At 37.8% G+C, this 20,102-nt stretch carries 21 protein-coding genes; 14 read left to right on the top strand and 7 right to left on the bottom strand.

The window, feature by feature from the left end:
• The 4 genes from O3603_RS05975 to O3603_RS05960 all read left to right on the top strand — a co-directional run.
• Positions 1-221, top strand: a 221-nt coding sequence (locus O3603_RS05975) for a hypothetical protein (RefSeq protein WP_371521469.1), incomplete at its 5' end; no start/stop codon positions are given.
• Between the two features lie 40 nt (positions 222-261).
• Complete coding sequence (locus O3603_RS05970) at positions 262-1,854, top strand: hypothetical protein (RefSeq protein WP_371521467.1); 1,593 nt, start codon at positions 262-264, stop codon at positions 1,852-1,854.
• A 9-nt stretch (positions 1,855-1,863) separates the two neighbouring features.
• On the top strand, positions 1,864-2,028 hold the full coding sequence (locus tag O3603_RS05965) for a hypothetical protein (RefSeq protein WP_371521465.1): 165 nt from the start codon (positions 1,864-1,866) through the stop codon (positions 2,026-2,028).
• Between the two features lie 60 nt (positions 2,029-2,088).
• Positions 2,089-2,556 carry a DNA-binding protein gene (locus O3603_RS05960; protein ID WP_371521463.1) on the top strand — a complete coding sequence of 156 codons (468 nt, stop codon included), beginning with the start codon at positions 2,089-2,091 and terminating at the stop codon, positions 2,554-2,556.
• A gap of 458 nt (positions 2,557-3,014) precedes the next feature.
• Here O3603_RS05960 and O3603_RS05955 read toward each other — a convergent pair whose 3' ends face one another.
• Together O3603_RS05955 and O3603_RS05950 are read right to left on the bottom strand one after the other, a co-directional pair.
• Positions 3,015-4,262 (bottom strand): ABC transporter permease, encoded by a 1,248-nt coding sequence (locus O3603_RS05955; protein ID WP_371521461.1) that lies wholly within the window; start codon positions 4,260-4,262, stop codon positions 3,015-3,017.
• Between the two features lie 60 nt (positions 4,263-4,322).
• Positions 4,323-5,528 (bottom strand): pyridoxal phosphate-dependent aminotransferase, encoded by a 1,206-nt coding sequence (locus O3603_RS05950; protein WP_314572299.1) that lies wholly within the window; start codon positions 5,526-5,528, stop codon positions 4,323-4,325.
• 218 nt (positions 5,529-5,746) lie between these two features.
• On the opposite strand from O3603_RS05950, the gene O3603_RS05945 reads away from it, so the two are divergent.
• The gene (locus O3603_RS05945) at positions 5,747-6,235 is read left to right on the top strand and encodes a DUF4494 domain-containing protein (protein ID WP_314520165.1); all 489 of its coding nucleotides are present in this window, start codon (positions 5,747-5,749) and stop codon (positions 6,233-6,235) included.
• 24 nt (positions 6,236-6,259) lie between these two features.
• A complete protein-coding gene (locus tag O3603_RS05940) occupies positions 6,260-6,931 on the top strand; it encodes a YggS family pyridoxal phosphate-dependent enzyme (protein WP_371521459.1) in 672 nt (223 codons plus the stop codon).
• A gap of 60 nt (positions 6,932-6,991) precedes the next feature.
• On the opposite strand, the gene O3603_RS05935 is transcribed toward O3603_RS05940, so the two are convergent.
• Positions 6,992-7,687 (bottom strand): RNA methyltransferase, encoded by a 696-nt coding sequence (locus tag O3603_RS05935; protein ID WP_371521457.1) that lies wholly within the window; start codon positions 7,685-7,687, stop codon positions 6,992-6,994.
• 239 nt (positions 7,688-7,926) lie between these two features.
• Here O3603_RS05935 and O3603_RS05930 point away from each other — a divergent pair, with 239 nt between their 5' ends.
• The 3 genes from O3603_RS05930 (at position 7,927) to O3603_RS05920 (ending at position 11,814) form a co-directional block, all read left to right on the top strand.
• Positions 7,927-10,188, top strand: coding sequence for a BamA/TamA family outer membrane protein (locus O3603_RS05930; RefSeq protein WP_371521455.1), 2,262 nt, complete (start codon positions 7,927-7,929; stop codon positions 10,186-10,188).
• 125 nt (positions 10,189-10,313) lie between these two features.
• Positions 10,314-11,117, top strand: a complete 804-nt coding sequence (locus tag O3603_RS05925) for an MBL fold metallo-hydrolase (protein ID WP_371521453.1) — start codon at positions 10,314-10,316, stop codon at positions 11,115-11,117.
• Between the two features lie 250 nt (positions 11,118-11,367).
• On the top strand, positions 11,368-11,814 hold the full coding sequence (locus tag O3603_RS05920; protein WP_371521451.1) for a hypothetical protein: 447 nt from the start codon (positions 11,368-11,370) through the stop codon (positions 11,812-11,814).
• A gap of 840 nt (positions 11,815-12,654) precedes the next feature.
• Here O3603_RS05920 and O3603_RS05915 read toward each other — a convergent pair.
• Together O3603_RS05915 and ispE are read right to left on the bottom strand one after the other, a co-directional pair.
• Positions 12,655-13,194: a 30S ribosomal protein S16 gene (locus tag O3603_RS05915; RefSeq protein ID WP_009434228.1), complete on the bottom strand. Its 540-nt coding sequence runs from the start codon at positions 13,192-13,194 to the stop codon at positions 12,655-12,657.
• A gap of 103 nt (positions 13,195-13,297) precedes the next feature.
• A complete protein-coding gene (gene ispE / locus O3603_RS05910; RefSeq protein WP_371521449.1) occupies positions 13,298-14,137 on the bottom strand; it encodes a 4-(cytidine 5'-diphospho)-2-C-methyl-D-erythritol kinase in 840 nt (279 codons plus the stop codon).
• Between the two features lie 90 nt (positions 14,138-14,227).
• Here ispE and dnaB point away from each other — a divergent pair, with 90 nt between their 5' ends.
• Positions 14,228-15,745 carry a replicative DNA helicase gene (dnaB, locus tag O3603_RS05905; protein WP_009434218.1) on the top strand — a complete coding sequence of 506 codons (1,518 nt, stop codon included), beginning with the start codon at positions 14,228-14,230 and terminating at the stop codon, positions 15,743-15,745.
• A gap of 613 nt (positions 15,746-16,358) precedes the next feature.
• On the opposite strand, the gene kdsB is transcribed toward dnaB, so the two are convergent.
• Complete coding sequence (gene kdsB, locus O3603_RS05900; RefSeq protein WP_371521446.1) at positions 16,359-17,105, bottom strand: 3-deoxy-manno-octulosonate cytidylyltransferase; 747 nt, start codon at positions 17,103-17,105, stop codon at positions 16,359-16,361.
• Positions 17,106-17,210: 105 nt separating this feature from the next.
• On the opposite strand from kdsB, the gene O3603_RS05895 reads away from it, so the two are divergent.
• The 4 genes from O3603_RS05895 to rlmH are packed head-to-tail and all read left to right on the top strand — an operon-like array spanning position 17,211 to position 19,558.
• Positions 17,211-17,984 carry a Rossmann-like and DUF2520 domain-containing protein gene (locus O3603_RS05895; RefSeq protein ID WP_371521475.1) on the top strand — a complete coding sequence of 258 codons (774 nt, stop codon included), beginning with the start codon at positions 17,211-17,213 and terminating at the stop codon, positions 17,982-17,984.
• A 2-nt stretch (positions 17,985-17,986) separates the two neighbouring features.
• On the top strand, positions 17,987-18,505 hold the full coding sequence (locus O3603_RS05890) for an HAD family hydrolase (RefSeq protein WP_009434053.1): 519 nt from the start codon (positions 17,987-17,989) through the stop codon (positions 18,503-18,505).
• The gene (locus O3603_RS05885) at positions 18,505-19,071 is read left to right on the top strand and encodes a Maf-like protein (RefSeq protein ID WP_315440754.1); all 567 of its coding nucleotides are present in this window, start codon (positions 18,505-18,507) and stop codon (positions 19,069-19,071) included. Before O3603_RS05890 ends, O3603_RS05885 begins: the two co-directional genes overlap by 1 nt.
• A 16-nt stretch (positions 19,072-19,087) precedes the next feature.
• Positions 19,088-19,558: a 23S rRNA (pseudouridine(1915)-N(3))-methyltransferase RlmH gene (gene rlmH, locus O3603_RS05880; RefSeq protein WP_371521443.1), complete on the top strand. Its 471-nt coding sequence runs from the start codon at positions 19,088-19,090 to the stop codon at positions 19,556-19,558.
• A 3-nt stretch (positions 19,559-19,561) separates the two neighbouring features.
• On the opposite strand, the gene O3603_RS05875 is transcribed toward rlmH, so the two are convergent.
• The gene (locus tag O3603_RS05875) at positions 19,562-19,918 is read right to left on the bottom strand and encodes a DUF4491 family protein (RefSeq protein WP_155716520.1); all 357 of its coding nucleotides are present in this window, start codon (positions 19,916-19,918) and stop codon (positions 19,562-19,564) included.
• Between the last annotated feature and the right edge of the window lie 184 nt (positions 19,919-20,102).

The raw sequence follows: 20,102 nt of genomic DNA, 5'->3' as shown, positions 1-20,102 counted from the left end.
TAATGAGAAAAAAGCAAGTAAAGAAGAGTTACTCTGCACCAGCGTGCATGATAATTCAAGTCAACGAAGCCACTTATTTGATGGATACGTCTTTCCCTGGTCAACATAAGCCAGCAAATCATGCAACAGGTCCAACAGCTGCAGGAGGTGCAAAACCTGCTCCAGCATGGCAAGGAGAAGAAGCTGGCAGTGATGAAGAGAATACTTCTTGGGAAGACTAAGTAAAGAGAGTTATAAACAAGAATCAGAAAAAACAAAGTAATGATGAGAACAAAACAATTATTTAAGTCACATTTATTCTCCCTTGCGGCACTTTTCAGTATAGCACTGACAGCTGTCTCTTGTGCCAACGAAGACATTGCGCAGAATGGCAAAACTGGAGATAGCGGCAAAGGCTTTGCAACCTTTGTAGCAGGCGAACCAGCACAGACCCGTACCTCAATCGATTACGCAACAGGCGATTTCTATTGGGAAGAGGGCGACAAGATATACGTGAAGGACGACGACGGCACGATGCAAGTTAGTAACGCTGTAGATGCAGCTCACGCACACTCTGCTTCGTTCAAGTTCAAAGTTCCTGGGAAATTCGGAGGAAGCGCAAATTATAAGGTTTACTATCTCGGCAAGAATGGTGGCGGTAATCAAGTAACGATTCCAACAGCCCAGACTCAAACAAAGCCGAATGCAACCGATCATCTTGGCAATTCAGGCGACTACGGTACAGCCACGGCAACAGGTACTTTAGGTGGCAGCGTCTTTAGTTTCCAATTAGAGCATCAAGCAACTTATCTCGTTTTCCAGCCTTACACAAGCAATGCTGTATTGAAGAACTGCTACTTAACAAAAATCGAAGTAAATTCCGACGACGATATTGCGGAAACCTACACTATTAATTCTAGCACAGGAAACTTGAATGGTTCAGCAGGTAGCAAACAAATTTTCTTAACAACAAAAGACCCAGTTGCAGGCAGCACAAACGAGAAAGGTTTCTCTTTCACCAATGCAGCCTCTATCTCTACAGCTGATAAGATCTATATGCTTATCAAGCCAGGTACACATACACTTAAGGTTCGTTATTGGATAAAAGATTATGTAACCAACGTAGAGGGAGCGATTACTAAAACTTTGCCTTCATACAATTATGCAAAGAACACCTACTACGATATGACTGCTAATCTTAATGTACGTGACTACGATGGCGACCATTATTACATGTGGGATGCTCAGGAACAATACTGGTACGGTTACGAATGGACAAAGAACTTGGCATCAGGTGTAGGCCAACCAACACTTCAAGGTCAGCCAGCAGGCAACTACGCCCAGAACAACGCTGACCCTAACCATCGTTATTACCACGAGGGTGGCGGTTCAGTTCGCTTCGATGCCACTCACACATCATGTAAAGATCTTCCAAACGTGAACGAGATGACGTGGTACGCTGCCAAGGGCGATCCCCGTTGGGACAAAGACGAGTTATGGACCACTATGGGTCATTTATATAAAGGTGGTATGTGGTTTAAGAAGAAGCCAGTATTGCAAGGCGAAGGTAATTACAATAGCAACACTGCTGTTGACGGCAGTGATTGGCGAACAGACGAAAAAAGCCAGACCTGGTCTGTATCACATACTCTTCCTTCCGTAGCCGATGCAGGCAACTATTTCTACCTGCCCGCCTTGGGTTTCTACGACGCTGGTCAGCTGTACGTCGTTGGCATCATCGGCCGCTATTGGTCGTCTAGTCTTGGCACGTTTAGCAGCGGCATGGGGTACAACTTGTACTTCAGCAGTAGTAGCGTCTACGTGGGCACTAACCCCCGCTACCTCGGGTACAGAGTCGAGCCGTCGTTTAAGTAGTTCTTGCGATTGTTCGTAGACTGTTTTGTACCCAACGAATGGGTAGAGTTATACCCAGCGAATAAGTACGATCGTACCCAGCGAATGGGTAGAGGTCTACCCAACGGGCAGGGTACGACGCTACCCAGCAGCTGGGTACAAGACGACCCAACCGTTGGGTATAAAAACACATGAAAAAGACATCAAAATGATGTTGATATATTAATCTAATGTTTAATTAAAAACCAAATCAAAATGATTGAATTCAAAGTTGCGCCTCGTAAGGCGACAATGGGAAAAATGAAGGGTAAGACGGTGTATATCGCCGTACCGAAAGGTCAACAGAAGATTTCACCTGAAATGGTGTTGGAACGCATTGTTCGTGAAACTTCATTGACGGAGGGAGATGCACGGAACGTGATTATTACGCTGCGTAACATTATCTCGGACTGTGCACGCATGGGAACAGGCTTAGACCTCGGTGACATCTTCTCTTTGCGTGTGAACGTTCCCTCGAAGATGGAAGAAAACGAGAAAGACGTATGCGCAAAGAGCCTCAAAGCTCCGAAGCTAACATTGACATGGAAAGAGTCGGTGCGCAAGGCGTTAAAGGAGTTACAGGTGGATGTGGATAATCCTGCGAGGAAGAAGAAAAGCCTTACCCCCGCCCCCTCTCCGAATGGAGAGGGGAGTGAAGACCACACTGGACCACAGGTAGGGTAATACCCCCACCCCCAAAAAGAAGCCTCCCCAAGCCCCTCCAAAGGAGGGGATGTCCCTACGGGGGCTAGTTAGGATATGTGCCACGGGAGCATTTAAGATTGATTCAGGGTCTCAAACGTTCTGTAATAAGACAATCGATTATATTAATTGTGAAATTAATGTCTTTCAAAACTAGTGTATTAATTTGGTTCTCTCGCTGCCGTGGTACGGCCTCACCCCAACCTAACGGGGTGGGGCTTTTGTGTAAGACAGAAGAACATGGGAGTTAGAGACACAATGCCATAAAGACATATTTTTTCAATGACATAAGTTTTGAAGACAGAGTAACAGAGGAACATAGGGGGATAGTGACATAGGGTTTAGACAGGAGGACATAAAGACATATTTTTCAATGACATAGGTTTTGAAGATATGGTAACTCTTGTGATACTTTCATTCGAAGTAAGGGAGGGTTATTCTTATTCATAATGCATTGACTTGGCAGGATGTATATGACTGATGAGATAACTTGGAGCTATCAGAACAATAATACAAATTAATAAGGTCGCAAGGTTGAGGGCTATGATAAGTGGAATGTTAATCTCTACAGGAACAACACTCACATAATAAGTTTGTGGGTCAAGTGTTATTAATCCTAACCATTTTTGTAATAAGATGCAACCTAAGCCAATGATGTTTCCAAAGAGTAATCCTCTACCAATGATAAAGGTTGAGAACCATAAGAAGATGTGGCGTATCTGACGATTGCGTGAGCCAAGCGCTTTGAGAATACCAATCATTTGGGTATGCTCAAGAATAATAATCAGCAAGCCAGAAATCATTGTTACACCTGCGACAGCGGTCATAAGCGCTAGGATAATCCAAACGTTCATATCCATTAGATCGAGCCATGAGAAAATCTGTGGGTTCATCTCGGTTATATTCTCGGCAGAATAGGTCTCACCATAATGATCCACAGTGTTTTTCACCTTATTTAATATCCGCATTGTGATGAGATTGAGCTGTGAGAAGTCATTGACTTGCAATTCAGCTCCGCTATATTGATCTGGCTCCCATCCATTGAGCTTGTTGATGGTGTGTAAATCCGTGAAGCAAATCTGTGAATCGAATTGCTTCATGTTAGTAGCATAAATACCTGTAATGGTGAACTTACGGGTTCGAACTCCTTGCTTGTTAATAAAGTAAGCGAAGAGGCGTTGCCCCACTTTAAGATTTAGTTTATCTGCGATGGTCTTTGAGATAACAATCTTTTGGTGGCTTTCAGAATCAGAAAACTTTGGAAGAGTCCCTTCTATCATATTTGAATGAATGAAGGTTGAATCGAACTCAGGACCAACACCTTTTAATAATACGCCCAGGAAATCATCGTTTGTCTTTAAGATTCCCTGTGTGTAGGCATAACGTTGTACATGCTTTATACCAGGTGTACTCTTTAGAGCTCTGATTAAAGAATCATTGATTTGGATGGGGTATTGCTCGGAACCTTGTAAGGTAAGGAAGTCTGCTACAGTTATATCACTTCCGAAGCCGATAACCTTATCACGGATAGAGTGCTTAAAGCCGAGAACGACACTCACAGAGATGATCATCACAGCTAAGCCTATTGCCACTCCAATGGTGGCAATACGGATAGCAGGCTTAGAAACCTTTCTGGTCTTGTCGCCTCCATTATAAATCTTTCGAGCAATAAAAAGTGGATAGTTCATAAGTTCTGTCCATGGTGTTCATGGACTATAATTTTAGAATTATAAACTTGAGTTTTGATTTTATTCTTCCTTTACGCGTCCTGGGTATGCCTCTAATGCCTTTTGTAGGATAAACAAAGCTCGCTGTAAGTCTTCTCGTTTAAGTACGTATGCAATGCGAACTTGATTACGACCAGCACCAGGGGTTGTATAGAAACCACTAGCAGGAGCCATCATGACTGTTTCGCCCTCATAGCTGAACTCTTCCAAGCACCAACGGCAAAATTTATCAGAATCATCAACAGGCAACTTTGCTACAGTATAGAAAGCTCCCATAGGGATAGGGGAGTAAACTCCAGGTATACGATTTAAACCATCAATAAGACATTTACGCCGTTCGACATACTCATCATATACATCACGATAATATGATTGTGGAGCATCAAGACTTGCCTCTGCTACGATCTGACCAATAAGTGGTGGAGACAAACGTGCTTGGCAGAACTTCATAACGGCTTTGCGTATCTCTTCATTTTTTGTTATCAGAGCACCGATACGTATTCCGCATTCGCTGTAACGCTTAGAAACAGAATCTATAAGTATCGTGTTATTCTCTATCCCCTGCAAGTGCATTGCCGAGATATAGGGTGAGCCTGTATAGATGTATTCACGATAGACTTCATCAGAGAAGAGATATAAATCATATTTCTTAACGAGGTCACGTATTTGATTCATCTCTCTGCGTGTGTACAAGTAACCCGTAGGATTATTAGGGTTACAAATCATAATAGCACGTGTACGCTCATTAATCAATTTCTCGAATTGTTCAACCTTGGGAAGGGCAAAACCTTCCTCAATAGATGTCGCAATAGTCTTTATCTTTGCACCTGCAGAAATGGCAAATGCCATATAATTAGCGTATGCAGGTTCTGGGATAATGATTTCATCTCCAGGATTAAGGCAGGACATGAATGAGAATAGAACAGCCTCAGAACCTCCTGATGTGATAATAATATCATCAGGCGTAACATTTATGTTGAACTTCTTGTAAAAGTCACATAGTTTCTTTCGGTAAGACAGATTACCTTGTGATGGAGAATATTCTAGAATCTTTCGATCAATATTCTTTAATGCATCCAGCCCACATTGAGGTGTGGGTAAATCTGGTTGTCCTATATTTAAATGATAAACTCTAGTGCCACGTTCTTTTGCCGCAGCAGCAAGTGGCGCCAATTTTCTAATAGGCGACTCTGGCATTTCAAGCCCACGAACTGATATTTCTGGCATAATTGTTTTGTTTATCCTCCTTTACTGATTACAAATAGGAGGAAGGGCATCCACCCATAGTTCTTTTACTATGCTTGCAAAGTTATATATTTTTTTTTATTTAATGGCACATTTAGGTGATTAACGCAGATTTTTTACTACTTTTGCGCTACATTAAATATGTAGTATCTCATCTTCTCTTTGAGGATGAGAACTTTTCAACTAAATTATTAAAAGATATGAGAAGTAGAACTAGCACATGGTTTGAAACAAGAGTGAGATATGATAAAACCATGGAAGATGGTCAGAATAAAAAGGTGATAGAACAATATGTCGTTGATGCTTTCAGTTTTTCAGAAGCAGAAGAGTTTATTACCGAAGAGATGTCACATTATGTAAGCGGTGAATTTGATGTAAAAGCAATTGCACCAGCAGCATACGGCGAGATATTCTTTAGTGATATTGATACAGATGATAAGTGGTTTAAAGCTCGTCTAGCTTTTATTACTATTGATGAAAAGACAGAGAAAGAGAAACGCTCTTCTGTTACTTATCTTGTTCAAGCACATTCTGTCAATGGAGCTGTTAAGCATGTAGACGAAGTGATGGGAGCTACACTGATTGATTATGAAATTGCAGCTATCACCGAAACAAAGATTATGGATGTCTTTGAACATCGTGCAGGGAAAAAGGAAGAAAAAGAGAGTAAGCCAGAATTTGAACAATAATCAAACGATAAAAACTTATAACTTATGTTTGATGTCGCAAAGAATTTACACGAAGTACTTGATACGCTTCCTGATGGAGTGAAATTGGTTGCTATCAGTAAGTTTCATCCTAAAGAATATATAGAAGCAGCTTATCGTGAAGGACAACGTATATTTGGTGAAAGTCACGAACAAGAGTTGGCTGGTAAGGTTGAGAGTCTTCCCAAAGATATCGAATGGCACTTCATTGGGCATTTACAAACAAATAAGGTGAAGTACATTGCTCCTTATATATCAATGATAGAAGCAGTAGATACTGTCAAGCTTTTGAAGGAGATAAACAAGCAAGCTGCAAAGCATAATAGAGTCATCAATGTTCTCTTAGAGTTGCATATTGCGGAGGAGGAGAGTAAATATGGTTTTACTCCTGATGCTTGTCGCGAGTTCTTGAAGAGTGGTGAATGGAGAGAACTAAAGAATGTGCATATATCTGGATTGATGATGATGGCTTCTAATGTTGAAGATCGAGAGCAAATACGTAAAGAGATGACATTTGCTTCCAATTTATTTGATGAACTAAAAGCAACGTATTTCCCTGATGATCCAGAATTTAAAGAGCGTTCATGGGGTATGAGCCATGATTATCCAATAGCCGTTGAATGCCATTCAACCATGGTGCGTGTCGGTACAGCTATCTTTGGTCCTAGAGTTTATTAATGAGGAATAAGATTACTTTCATGAATGTGTAGTTTACATGATGAAAGTAATCTTATAGTTTTATCTTCTTCTAAATTCAGCACAGACTATAGATGTTGCAATTGCAACATTCAATGACTCAGCGGTGTTACCATCTGAGGAATAGCTTGGGATATATAATTTGCGATTAATCTTTGTACGAAGTATAGGTGAGATACCTTTGCCTTCATTACCCATCACAATCATACCATGGTGTGATAGTTCTTGCTTATAGATATTCTCACCATCTAGTAGAGTGGCATATATAGGATAATTTGCAGGTAAAGATTCAACCATCTTATTTAAATCCACGTAATGTAACTGCACTCTTGCTATACTCCCCATTGTTGCCTGAACTACTTTTGGATTCCAGCAATCAGCAGTATCTAATGAACAAAAGATATCTTTAATACCAAACCAGTCTGCTACACGAATTATCGTACCGAGGTTTCCTGGATCCTGTACACCATCGAGAGCTAAGACCAGTTGCGTAATTGAGAATTCTGTATAATGCTCATTTCTTGGTAACTTGAATACGCCGAGCATTGATTGAGGATGTTGTAGAAAAGAAATCTTCTTAATATCCTCAATATCCTCAAATATGTTTTCAGCAGTGAAACCAGCATATAGTAGGTCATTTACAACCTTCGGTCCTTCAGCCACAAATAACCCTGCTTTTTCTCTTCCTTTCTTTGTCTCGAGAGAGTGGATAAGTTTTATTTTATTCTTAGAAATCACGTTGCAAAAGTACAAAAAAAACAGCACGCGGTGTCTATTACTCTCAACTTTTTATTATCTTTGCCGAAATTTCTAATATTGCTTTCAGTTGTGTTTAGTAGAGTTTTCTATTAATGGTGCAATCAATAAGGAATATTTTCAATAAAAAAGTATCAGGTATTGATACAGAACGAAAGAGAAGAAAATATCTCACATATAAAGATATTTATGGTATAAGATAATAAGTAAAATAGATAGCAATGTTACTTAGAAGATTACATAATTATATCTCTCCACTCATTGTTGTAGTCATCATTATATTAATAATGATTGCCTGCTCTACGGATAAATTTATACCTGATGGAGAGTATTTATTAGATAAGGTTGAACTACATTCTGACAATAAGGATGTAAATCAATCTCTTTTGATGCAATACGTTCGCCAGAAAGGAAACTCTCGTTGGTTCTCTTTATTTAAGATACCGCTTGGAACTTATACTTTGTCTGGTAAAGATTCTACAAGATGGATTAATCGAACTTTACGAAAAATGGGGGAGAAACCTGTTGTCTATGATACATTACAAGCACGATTGTCATGTGAAGACCTAACTTCGGCAATGAAGAATATGGGTTATATGAATGCATCTGTGAAAATAGACAAGAAGGTAAGAGGAAAAAGACTTACTGCTATTTATAATTTACATTTTGGAGAACCTTATGTAATTGATAATTTCAAATATGATATTGAGGATTCTGTCATAGCAAAAGTACTTACTAATCATCTGAAATTAGGCACACAGCATCCTAAACAATTTACTGTTACATCCTTGGATGATGAACGTAAACGTCTTACACATATATTGAATGATTCTGGTTTTTATCGTTTTCATAAGGATTTTATATACTATTCCGCAGATTCTATAAGGGGAAAGCAGCATGTCAGTGTTACACTGCACTTGATGAAATACATAGAAAATAGTAATTCAACACCCACATTACATCCACGTTATATAATCAATAATGTAAACTTCATACCAAAGGATTCCACTGGATTTCATCTCCGCAAAAGTGTATTAGAAGATAACACCGCTATAGAAAAAGGTAAATATTTTTCTACTACAGATTTGCAAAACACTTATAATAATTTCTCTCGTTTAGGAGCAGTACATTACACAAATATAAATTTTCGAGAAGTTCCTCGTTATGATAGTCTAGTTATAGGACATTCTATAACAAAGTCTTCTACACACTATTTGGATGCTGATATTATGGTATCTAATAATAAACCTAATACAATTTCGTTTCAACCAGAAGGTACGAATACAGCGGGAGATTTAGGTGCAGCTGTTGTTTTATCTTATCAGAATCGAAATCTTTTTCGTGGAAGTGAACATTTGAGCTTAGAGTTTCGTTCAGCATTTGAAGCAATCAAAGGATTGGAAGGTTATAAGAATAGCAACTATGAAGAGTATAGTGTACAAGCACGTCTTCAGTTCCCACGTCTTTTATCTCCTTTCCTATCAAAGGAATTTAGGCGTCGTAGTAGTGCCACCACAGAAGTTGCTGTTAGTTGGAATCTACAAAATCGCCCAGAGTTTCATCGTCGAGTTTTCAATGGAGCATGGAAATATCATTGGATGAATGTGCCACATCATCTTACATATGATTTTGATCTTCTAAATCTCAGTTATGTGTATATGCCGTGGATTAGTGAAACATTTAAACATAATTATCTTGATAATGCCACGACTCGCAATGCTATTCTTAGATATAATTATCAAGATTTGTTCATTGTCCGTACAGGTTTTGGTTTTAATTATAGTAGTCGTAGTCATGCTTTTAGAGGAAAAATAGAACTTGCTGGTAATGTTCTCAACGGACTAGGTGGTATCTTTAAATTTAAAGAGAATAGCATGGGCAAACGTACATTATTTAATATAGCTTATGCCCAATATGCAAAGTTTGATTTTGATTATACTCAGATTTTACGATTTGATGATCGTAACACATTAGCATTACATGGAGGAATTGGTATTGCTTATCCATATGGTAATAGTACGATATTACCCTTTGAAAAGCGTTATTTCTCTGGTGGAGCTAACTCTGTTAGAGGTTGGAGTGTTCGAGAGTTAGGACCAGGTAAGTTCAGAGGTGTAGATGGTAGGATAGATTTTATCAATCAAACAGGTGATATGAAACTAGATCTCAATGCTGAATATCGTACACACTTATTTTGGAAGTTTGATGGTGCAGCTTTTATTGATGCAGGTAACATTTGGACGTTGCGTGATTATGCTAACCAACCTGGTGGTCAATTCCACTTCACTGACTTCTATAAGCAGATAGCTGTTGCTTACGGATTAGGATTAAGATTGAATTTTGATTATTTTGTACTACGCCTTGATGGTGGTATGAAAGCTATTAATCCTGCATATACGACCACTGCTGAGCATTATGCCTTATGGCATCCAAATTTCAAGCGTGATTTTACATTCCATTTTGCAGTTGGACTTCCATTCTAATGATAAAGGGAATTACATGGGATAATTAATTAATCATAAATTCAAGGTTAAATAATGGTCAATGGGAATAAAGAATTTTGTACATTTAAATTCTTTTATTACATTTGCGTAAAATAAAAGAAATAATGCTTAGGTTTCTATCTTTTGGTAGTGGTAGTAGTGGTAATTGCTATTTGCTTTATACAGATACAGATTGTCTTATGATTGATTGTGGTGTGGGTATTCGTTCTTTGAAGAAGTCATTCCATAACTACGGACTACAAATGAAAATGGTTCATAACATTCTTATCACGCATGACCATGCTGATCATGTGAAGTCTGTTGGATCTATTAGTGGTGACTTACAATTACCTGTATATACTACCAGTGATGTGCATTTAGGGATTAGTAAGAACTGGTGTGTACGACGTAAGATTGATCATGAGCTTACTCGTGAAGTAATAAAAAATAAAGAAGTACAAATAGGAGAGTTTTATGTAACTCCATTCTCTGTTCCACATGATAGTACTGATTGTGTGGGATATTCCATTAGACATGATGACCTATACTTTACATTGGTGACTGATTGTGGGCACATTACAGATGACATAGCTCACTACATATCTATTTCAAATTACTTAGTAATAGAAGCTAATCACGAACCTGAAAAGTTGGCGAATGGACCATATCCTCGTCACCTGAAAGAGCGTATAAGCGGTTCCAATGGTCACCTGAGTAATGAAGCATGTGCAAATGCTTTAGTTAACAATGCAACTCCTAACTTACATCATGTATGGCTTTGTCATTTAAGTGATGAAAATAATCATCCAGAGCTAGCGAAGAAGACGATTGAATCAATGCTACGTAATAGAGGTATTATTGCTGGTAAGGATTTCTTGCTTGATGTTTTAAAGCGCAAAACTCCTAGTGAAGTATTCAATTTGGTCTAACTTTATGCTTATAAATAGCATATCATAAGATTTTATTCTAAGTAAATATCAGATAATGAGATATATAAGTAGTGTAATATGGATATTTTTTCTGTTACAAACAACTATACTTACTGCACAGATTAACATTCAGACTATCCATGTAGAGAATGGGATAATTAAAGGTTATTACGAATTAGATTCTAACGGATTATGCTATGTGCGTAAGGGGCATACAATAACAATTAAAGGAAAGACTTATCCTTTCTATATGAGGATAGAAGATAACTATACAATTCGTAAATGGGTTAATCCTTTAGATACTTTAAGTCGGAAAGAATTTATTAATATGGATTTTGCTTTAGATGCAGAAAAGGGCAACTATAAGAAAGATTTATTTTTATCCCAATTTGAATATGGATACGATAGAACTATTGTTAATTCTGCTGGTGCTCTATATTATCCATCAAATAGAACTCGGTCGATAATAGCCTGTTACTATTTTTCTGGTGATGTCTTTCTATATAAATTACCACATAGTATAGTTAACAATAAATCTTCCAATATGTCTTTTGTATTAAAAAAGATGATAGAAGAAAAAGAGTTTGTAATCCTTAAAGAAGCTGATACGTTAAAGCATTTATCGAAAAGAGATATTACAAAAATGAATCTCCAACGTACAGGTATTTTCTCTTTCTTCTATTGTTTAGATGAATAACTTAAACCTTTCGGTATTAAATGATTAATTTGGATTTTGCTTTATGTCATTATTTCATTAAATTTAGTTTGGAGCAGTATACATTTAGTAATCAAAGTTCTGAAAGGTTAGCATTAGCATATTCTAAGATTAGTGTTGATAGGTTCAAAGATAAGCGTTAGTGGGGAAAAACATCAAAGATCATAGTTCAAAGATTAAAGCTAGAAATATATTAAATTCATATTGAAGGATAGAAGTGAGACTTTTTCTTTTTCTGCTGCAAAGATAAGTAGATTTTTTCATAATACATACGTTTTTCGTGTTACTGAGGTAACAAGTATTGCAATTACCTTCATAAGTTTCTGTTTTTCAGAAAGATAAGGATAATTAAAAGTATAAAGTTTAAACAATCTCTTTTTAAGTCCAAATCACAAAATCATAAATCACAAAATCACAAAAAGAAATTTTCAATATGTAAAGGAGGATTCTCATATAATATATTACCTTATTAATAAATAATAATATATAATGTTTATTTTACTTATGAGAAAAGCATGATATAAGCTTAATATGATTTTGTGATTTGTGATTTTGTGATTGATGTGATTTTAATTCTTCATTTTATGACTTAATTTATTGTCCTCAAGCAAAATTTGAATTGCAAATACCTCTATCAAAATAACTTTTATATGAGTAACTTCACCTATTTTTTAAACACAAGTTATCTAAATCAATAAACACTTTACGAATAAAAACTATTTGTTAAACAGATGTATTAGATAATTTCAATGGTATCTCTAAAAGAGAAATCCATAGATTTTCTTTAATCTATGGATTTCCTTGTAAATGTGAGTAAGAGAATTAAGCCTCAGCAGGAGTTTCCTCTGTTGTAGTTTCCTCTGCAGCATTTGCTGCTTCAGCCTCAGCTTGTGCTGCAACGGCAGCAGCCTTCTTGTCTGCAACCTTCTTAGCAATAGCCTCATTAACTTTCTTCTCAGCCTCAAGGTTCTGAGCAACAGCAGCCTTCTTCTCGTCAGTAACCTTCTTTGCTACAGCATCAAAAGCTGCAACTTTAGTTTGCTTCCAAGCCTCGAACTTCTGTTGACAAGTTGCCTCGTCAAATGCGCCTTTCTTAACACCACCACGAAGATGCTTCATCATATAAACACCTTCACCTTTAAGGATGTTACGTGCAGTGTCAGTTGGCTGAGCACCTGTCTCAACCCAATAAAGAGCGCGCTCAAAATTCAAATCTACTGTGGCTGGATTGGTGTTAGGGTTATAAGTACCAATCTTTTCAGTAAACTTACCATCACGTGGTGCACGAGCGTCAGCGATTACAATGCTATAAAAAGCATAGTTCTTACGACCACCGCGCTGCAATCTGATTTTTGTTGCCATAATTTAAATAAATAATTTATAAGGTTTGAATTTATTGCTGTCATCTCGTGACAGCGGTGCAAAATTACTTCTTTTTTCTCTAACTACCAAATATTGTGGACATTTATAATCTACAAGTATAGGTAAACATATTTGGGAAGAGCTGTTCTATGTTTGTAGGTTTCCCTCCAAATATACCGAAGATTGTACTTCCACTTCCTGACATTTGCGCATAGAGTGCTCCATTGTCATATAATGTTTGCTTGATAGTTGCAAGCTCTGTGTGATTCGCAAAGATAGGAGCTTCAAAGTCGTTGATAAGTTCGTCACGCCATGTATCAATAGGTTGCTTGACAATATCCCGACAACACTTTGCAGGTTTCTTAGGAGTAATTGAAGAATATGCTTCAGCCGTAGAGACAGCTATATCTGGTTTCACGAGAACGAGATAATAGCCAATAAGATTTCCACTTTCAGAATCAGCAGGAGTTAGAATATTGCCAATACCTGTTGCATAAGCTATCTCGGAAGTTATGAAGAAAGCACAGTCAGCTCCTAGCTTAGAAGCGTAACGTTCCATCTCATTGATTCCCATATTTAAGCGAAAACGTTCGTCTAACAACCTTATCATATAGGCTGCATCAGATGAGCCTCCCCCTAAACCAGCTTGCATAGGTATGCGTTTACACAAGTGTATATGTACACGTGGTAGTTGATAATCCTTTGCAATAAGGTTATAAGCCTTAACAACAAGGTTCTTTGATTCATCACATTCAACAATACTACCAGTAACCTTTAGGTCACAAGCTGTATCTGAAGGGAACTCCTCGTCCATCTTCTTTATTTCAAGTACATCACAGAGAGGGACAGGATAAAAAACGGTTTCTAAGTTGTGGTAACCATCTTCACGTTTACTCACAACATTCAAACCAAGATTGATTTTACAACAGGGGAAACAAATCATAGCTTTTCTTTTATAAACTGCTTACAAAGATAATAAAACGTTGTTATAATGATGTAGGGAACGGAATATTTTTTGTAATTTTGCCGCTGTATGCCAGAAAGAAAAGTTAGCAAAACTAGTAGAAAGGGGCAACAAGCTCCTATTGATACTTCCTTTGGTCATTTACAGCCACAGGCGATTGATATTGAGAAAGTAGTGTTAGGTGCCCTTATGATTGATAAGGATGCCTTCACTGTTGTGTCTGAAATAATTAAGCCAGAGACTTTCTATGAAGCTAGACATCAGAAGATCTATGAGGCGGTACAGTCGTTAAATCTTCAAGAGAAGCCTGTAGATATTATGACGGTTACGGAAGAGTTACGTCATAAAGGAACACTTGAGGACGTAGGTGGTCCTGCTTATGTTGTAGAATTGAGTTCTCAAGTTGCCTCGTCTGCTCATATTGAGTATCATGCACATATTCTAGCGCAGAAGTTTCTCGCACGACAGCTCATCCAATTTGCCTCAATGATAGAGACCGATGCCTTTGATGAGACGGTAGATGTAGACGATTTGATGCAGAAAGCAGAAGGAGCATTATTTGAGATTTCTCAAAAGAATATGCTTCAAGATTATGTACAGATTGATACCATCGTAGATCAAGCTCACCAACTTTTGCTTCAAGCCTCTAATCGTGAAGGTGGTTTAACTGGTGTTCCTAGTGGTTTCCGTAAGTTGGATGATATTACAGCAGGTTGGCAACCTTCCGATCTTGTTATCATAGCTGGTCGTCCAGCCATGGGTAAAACATCATTCGCCTTGAGTATTGCAAAGAATGTTGCTATTGATTATCGTAAGCCGATAGCCTTCTTTTCTCTTGAGATGAATAATGTTCAGTTGGTCAATCGATTGATTTCAAACGTTTGTTCTATACCTGGTAACAAGATTCTTAATGGTCAGTTAACACCAGATGAATGGGAACGTTTCGACTCTAATATTCGTAAGATGCAAGGCGCACCTATTTATGTTGATGATACTCCAGGCTTATCTATATTTGAATTACGAACTAAAGCTCGTCGATTGGTGAGAGAACATGGTATTGAGCTCTTAATGATTGACTATTTGCAGTTGATGAATGCGAATGGAATGCGCTTCAATAGCCGACAAGAAGAGGTCTCAACGATAAGTCGTTCGTTGAAAGGTCTTGCAAAAGAGTTAAACATTCCCGTGTTAGCATTGTCACAATTAAGTCGTGCCGTAGAACAACGTGATGGACCTGAAGGCAAGCGTCCACAGTTAAGTGACTTGCGTGAATCAGGTGCTATTGAGCAGGATGCGGATATGGTACTATTCGTGCATCGTCCAGAGTATTATCATATTCTACAAGATGAAAAGGGAAACGACTTACATGGTATGGCGCAAATCATTATTGCCAAGCACCGTAAGGGTGCAACGGGTGATGTTCTCTTGAATTTCCGTGGTGAATATACTCGTTTCTCCAATCCTGAAGATATCGACTTCAATGCTCCTTTGCCTGATGATTCTATAGGAGGAGAGATTATGGGAAGTAAGATGAACGATGGTCCATTGCCTCCACCACCCGATGACATGATGAAGCCTCCATTCTAATCATTTACTGAAACTAACTTTTCGATTAGAGGGAACGCTTTAAACAACATATCGAAAGAGGAAATTAATGCAAACGTCCTCACCTAGTTCAGCAATAAAGTTAATTTATTTCAGACGGGTGAGGACGTTTTTCTTACCGAAGATTTCCACTTCTATATCTTTGTTTTAAAGGAGATAGATTGTAGAAAGATGTTGATATATTCTTTACATTTGATTTTCTCATTCTAGGAAGTATCTGAACGTAATAATTAGGTTTTTTACTAGGAATAACTGATTTCTGGAAGTCTGCCCTATGTTTTTTATAAAACGTACCTACGTTTTGAGTGAAACGTACCTCCGTTTTGAGTAAAATGTACTATCGTTTTTGGTGAAAGATAGCTCAATTTTAGCGAAAAACAAGCTGTTTTTTACCCAAATAAATGAGAGTAATTAGTTGAAAATAATACTTTAATTTATAAGTCTTTATATATCAGAACTTTATAAGCAAGCTAGTGATTACTTCAAAACTATCGTATTTAAGGTAGAATGAAGGTTCGCTGGATAAAAACGCAAATACAGCTATCTAAATTAGCAATATTATATTACAAAACTTTGCTGTCTATCTTTTGAAAAATTATAGATTGATTTGCTTTAAATATTCCTCTGCATTGACTAAATCTTGGGGTGTGTCAATACTAATTGTTTCAATGTCTGTGATACAAACCTTTATGCGATAACCATTTTGTAACCATCGGAGCTGCTCTAATCTTTCTGCAAATTCTAAGGAAGATAAGGGTAATTTACTAATTTCGCGTAACGTTTCTGTTCGATAAGCATAAAGTCCAACGTGCTTTAAGAAAGGATAATGACGCAACCAGTCCGCTTGATTTATCCCTCGCACAAATGGAATTACAGAGCGAGAGAAGTAGAGAGCATTGTTATGATTATCAATAACGATCTTCGGTGTATTGCTTTTACTTACATCGTCCATCGACTTCAAAGGAACTCCTAAGGTTGCAATCTGAGTTTGTTCGTCAGCAAAACTAGACATCAGCATTTTGATTTGCTCACTTTGAATAAAAGGCTCGTCACCTTGTATATTGATAACGACATCAAACTTACCTTCAATCTTATCTAAGGCTTCGCTTGCACGCTCTGTTCCACTCTCATGTTCCTCACGAGTCATAATAGCTTTCCCCCCAAAGTCAGTTACCACCTTATATATATGTGCATTATCAGTAGCCACATATACATCCGTAAGAACACTCTTTACTCTTTCATAAACATGCTGTATCACTGGCTTTCCGCCCAACATAGCCAATGGCTTTCCAGGGAAACGGGAAGAAGAATAACGTGCGGGTATGATTCCTAAGAACTTCATTTGCTCTATAACTCCTTGTTTTATTACTGCGAAAATAGCAATTCTTTTTTAAAAAGACTATCTCTCACAACAACATTTTCCTAGAAAATGATTAATTTTGTTGTCATGAAGCATATTACATTGATAGGTGCAGGCAATCTTGCAACACAATTAGGGCAGGCTCTTGTTAAAGCTGGCTTTAAGATTGATCAGGTCTTTAGTAGGACAGAGAAGTCTGCCTGTGAATTGGCAAAGAAGCTAGGTGCAGAACCATTGACTTGTCTTAATAGCTTGCGTGATGATGCTGATGTATATATTTTTTCAGTAAAGGATAGTGTGCTTTGTCAGTTAATTATGCAGGTATGCAAGGGTAGGGAAGACAAACTCTTCCTTCATACTGCTGGTTCCATGTCGATTGATTGCTTTAAGGATTCAGCTCAACGTTATGGTGTGTTCTATCCGATGCAAACTTTTTCAAAGACTAAAAACGTGAGTTTCGAGAATATTCCAATCTTTATTGAGGGAAACTCTGAAGCTGTGGAAGAAGACATTAGAACTTTAGCCGAGAGCATTGCGAAACGTGTCATATCATTAAGCAGTGAGAAGCGCAAATATTTACATCTAGCTGCTGTATGGGCTTGTAACTTTACGAACCATTGTTATAGTATAGCCTCAGACATCCTAAGTGAACAAGGTATTCCATTCGATGTCATGTTACCACTGATAGATGAAACGACCAATAAGATTCACACGATGTCACCACTACAAGCACAAACAGGACCAGCTGTTAGATGGGATCAGAATGTTATTGACAAGCAAATGGCATTGATGGAATCACATCCTAGTTTGCAAGCTATCTATGAGAGGCTTTCTAATGATATACATTCACACAATAAATAAGAATGATAAACTACGATTTAAAGAAAATAAAAGCAGTTGTCTTTGACGTGGATGGCGTCCTTTCTGCTAGTACTGTTCTCATGGACGAGAAGGGTGATCCTATTCGCACAATCAATATCAAGGATGGTTATGCCATACAATTAGCTGTCAAGCATGGACTACAATTAGCAATTATGACGGGCGGACATAACGAGAATGTTCGTTCACGTTACGAGTACCTTGGTGTTAAGGATGTTTACATTAACTGCTCTATGAAGATCAAGACTTGGAATGATTTTTTAAGGAAGTATGATCTGAAAGAAGAGGAGATTATCTACGTAGGGGATGATATTCCCGATTATGAAGTCATGACGTTGGCAGGCTGTCCATGTTGCCCTAAAGATGCTTGCACGGAAATCAAGCAAATAGCTACTTACATCAGTGACTACAAAGGGGGCTATGGAGTTGCACGTGACATCTTAGAGCAGGTGATGAAAGCACAAGGAAAGTGGGTGATGAACGCAAAAGCATTTGGTTGGTAATGAAGAAACATATTATATTAGCTAGTAATTCTCCACGTAGAAGGGAACTACTAGCAGGATTAGATCTTGATTTTGAGGTAAAGGTGTTACCTGATGTTGCTGAAGACTATCCTCACGACCTACCAGCTGTTGATGTGGCAGGATATATAGCGCGTGAGAAGGCTGAGGTTTATAAATCAATGATAACAGAAGAGGACTTGGTTATTACTGCTGATACTGTTGTTGTGGTGGATAATGAAGTTCTTGGAAAGCCTGTAGATGCTAATGATGCTCGTAGAATGCTTCATCTTATCAGTGGACGTAAACATCAGGTTGTTACAGGTGTATGTCTACTTACCTCTACTGATTACCATTCCTTTTCAGTCACAACAGATGTAACCTTCAAGCAACTGAGTGATGAAGAAATCAATTATTACATAGAACACTTCAAACCCTTTGATAAGGCTGGTGCCTATGGAATACAAGAATGGATAGGCTATGTTGGTGTAACTTCTATCAATGGCAGTTACTTTAATGTCATGGGCTTACCAGTACAGCGTATTTGGGAGGAAGTGCATAAACTATAATCATTCGCAAAGAAGTATGAAGACAATATTACTCTTAGTTGGTAAGACACAAAGTAAGATATTTAGAGAGGGAATAGATGATTATACAAGTCGGATAAAGCATTATATGCCTTTCTCAATCACAACTATACCTGAGCTAAAGAATACAAAGAATCTATCGGAGGAGCAACAGAAACAAAAGGAAGGAGAACTCATTATGAAGGAGATTCAGCCAACTGATACTGTAGTCCTCTTGGACGAACATGGCTCAGAACTTACTTCTCTTCAGTATGCCGATTGGTTAACACGAAAGCAAAACACAGCCCGCCGTTTAGTTTTCGTTATTGGCGGGCCTTATGGTTTCTCACAAGAGGTATACACTAGAGCGAATGATAAGATTTCACTTTCACGTATGACCTTCTCTCATCAAATGGTTCGTCTCATTTTTACCGAGCAACTCTATCGAGCTTGCACTATAATAAAAGGTGAGCCTTACCACCATGAATAAGTCTTAATGATTATCTTTTTCTTTGCAGACAGGGCATAGACTCTCATCTTTCTTAATATGCTCGTAATGCTCCTTGCGCTTGGGATTCATAGGGAACCAACCCTTTGCCACTCGTTTCTCTTGTGCTAGTAATTCACCAATACCCCAAAGTAATGATGCTCCTAAGACTCCTAAGAGAGCCGACCAAAAGATACTTTCAACAAACAAAGCACCTACACAACAAGCAATACCCGATACTAACCATATCCACCATGGCTTTGTACCAAAATAATACTCTGTCTTTATAACTAAAGGATGGCACAGACCTATAATTAAAAACGTGCATATTGCAAGAAGGATTCCTTCAAAATTCAAATTCATGTAAGGATGTCTAATTAAATGAATACTTCGTTATCTCTAAACGATCAAAAGGGCATGAATGCAACTAATATGAATCGTTAAGTTTAACTGGTGCAAAAATACAAAAAATAATTAACCCCCAAACGTTTTCTCGGAATAAATGCTTATATTTGCAAATAATAAATTGTAAATACGAAAGACTTAA

Origin of the sequence: Prevotella sp. 20925_1_30 (assembly GCF_041433025.1) — a bacterium.
Classification (GTDB): Bacteria; Bacteroidota; Bacteroidia; order Bacteroidales; family Bacteroidaceae; genus Prevotella; species Prevotella vespertina.
Note: the sequence above shows the minus strand (reverse complement) of the source record. Positions and strands in the feature narration are given on the sequence as shown.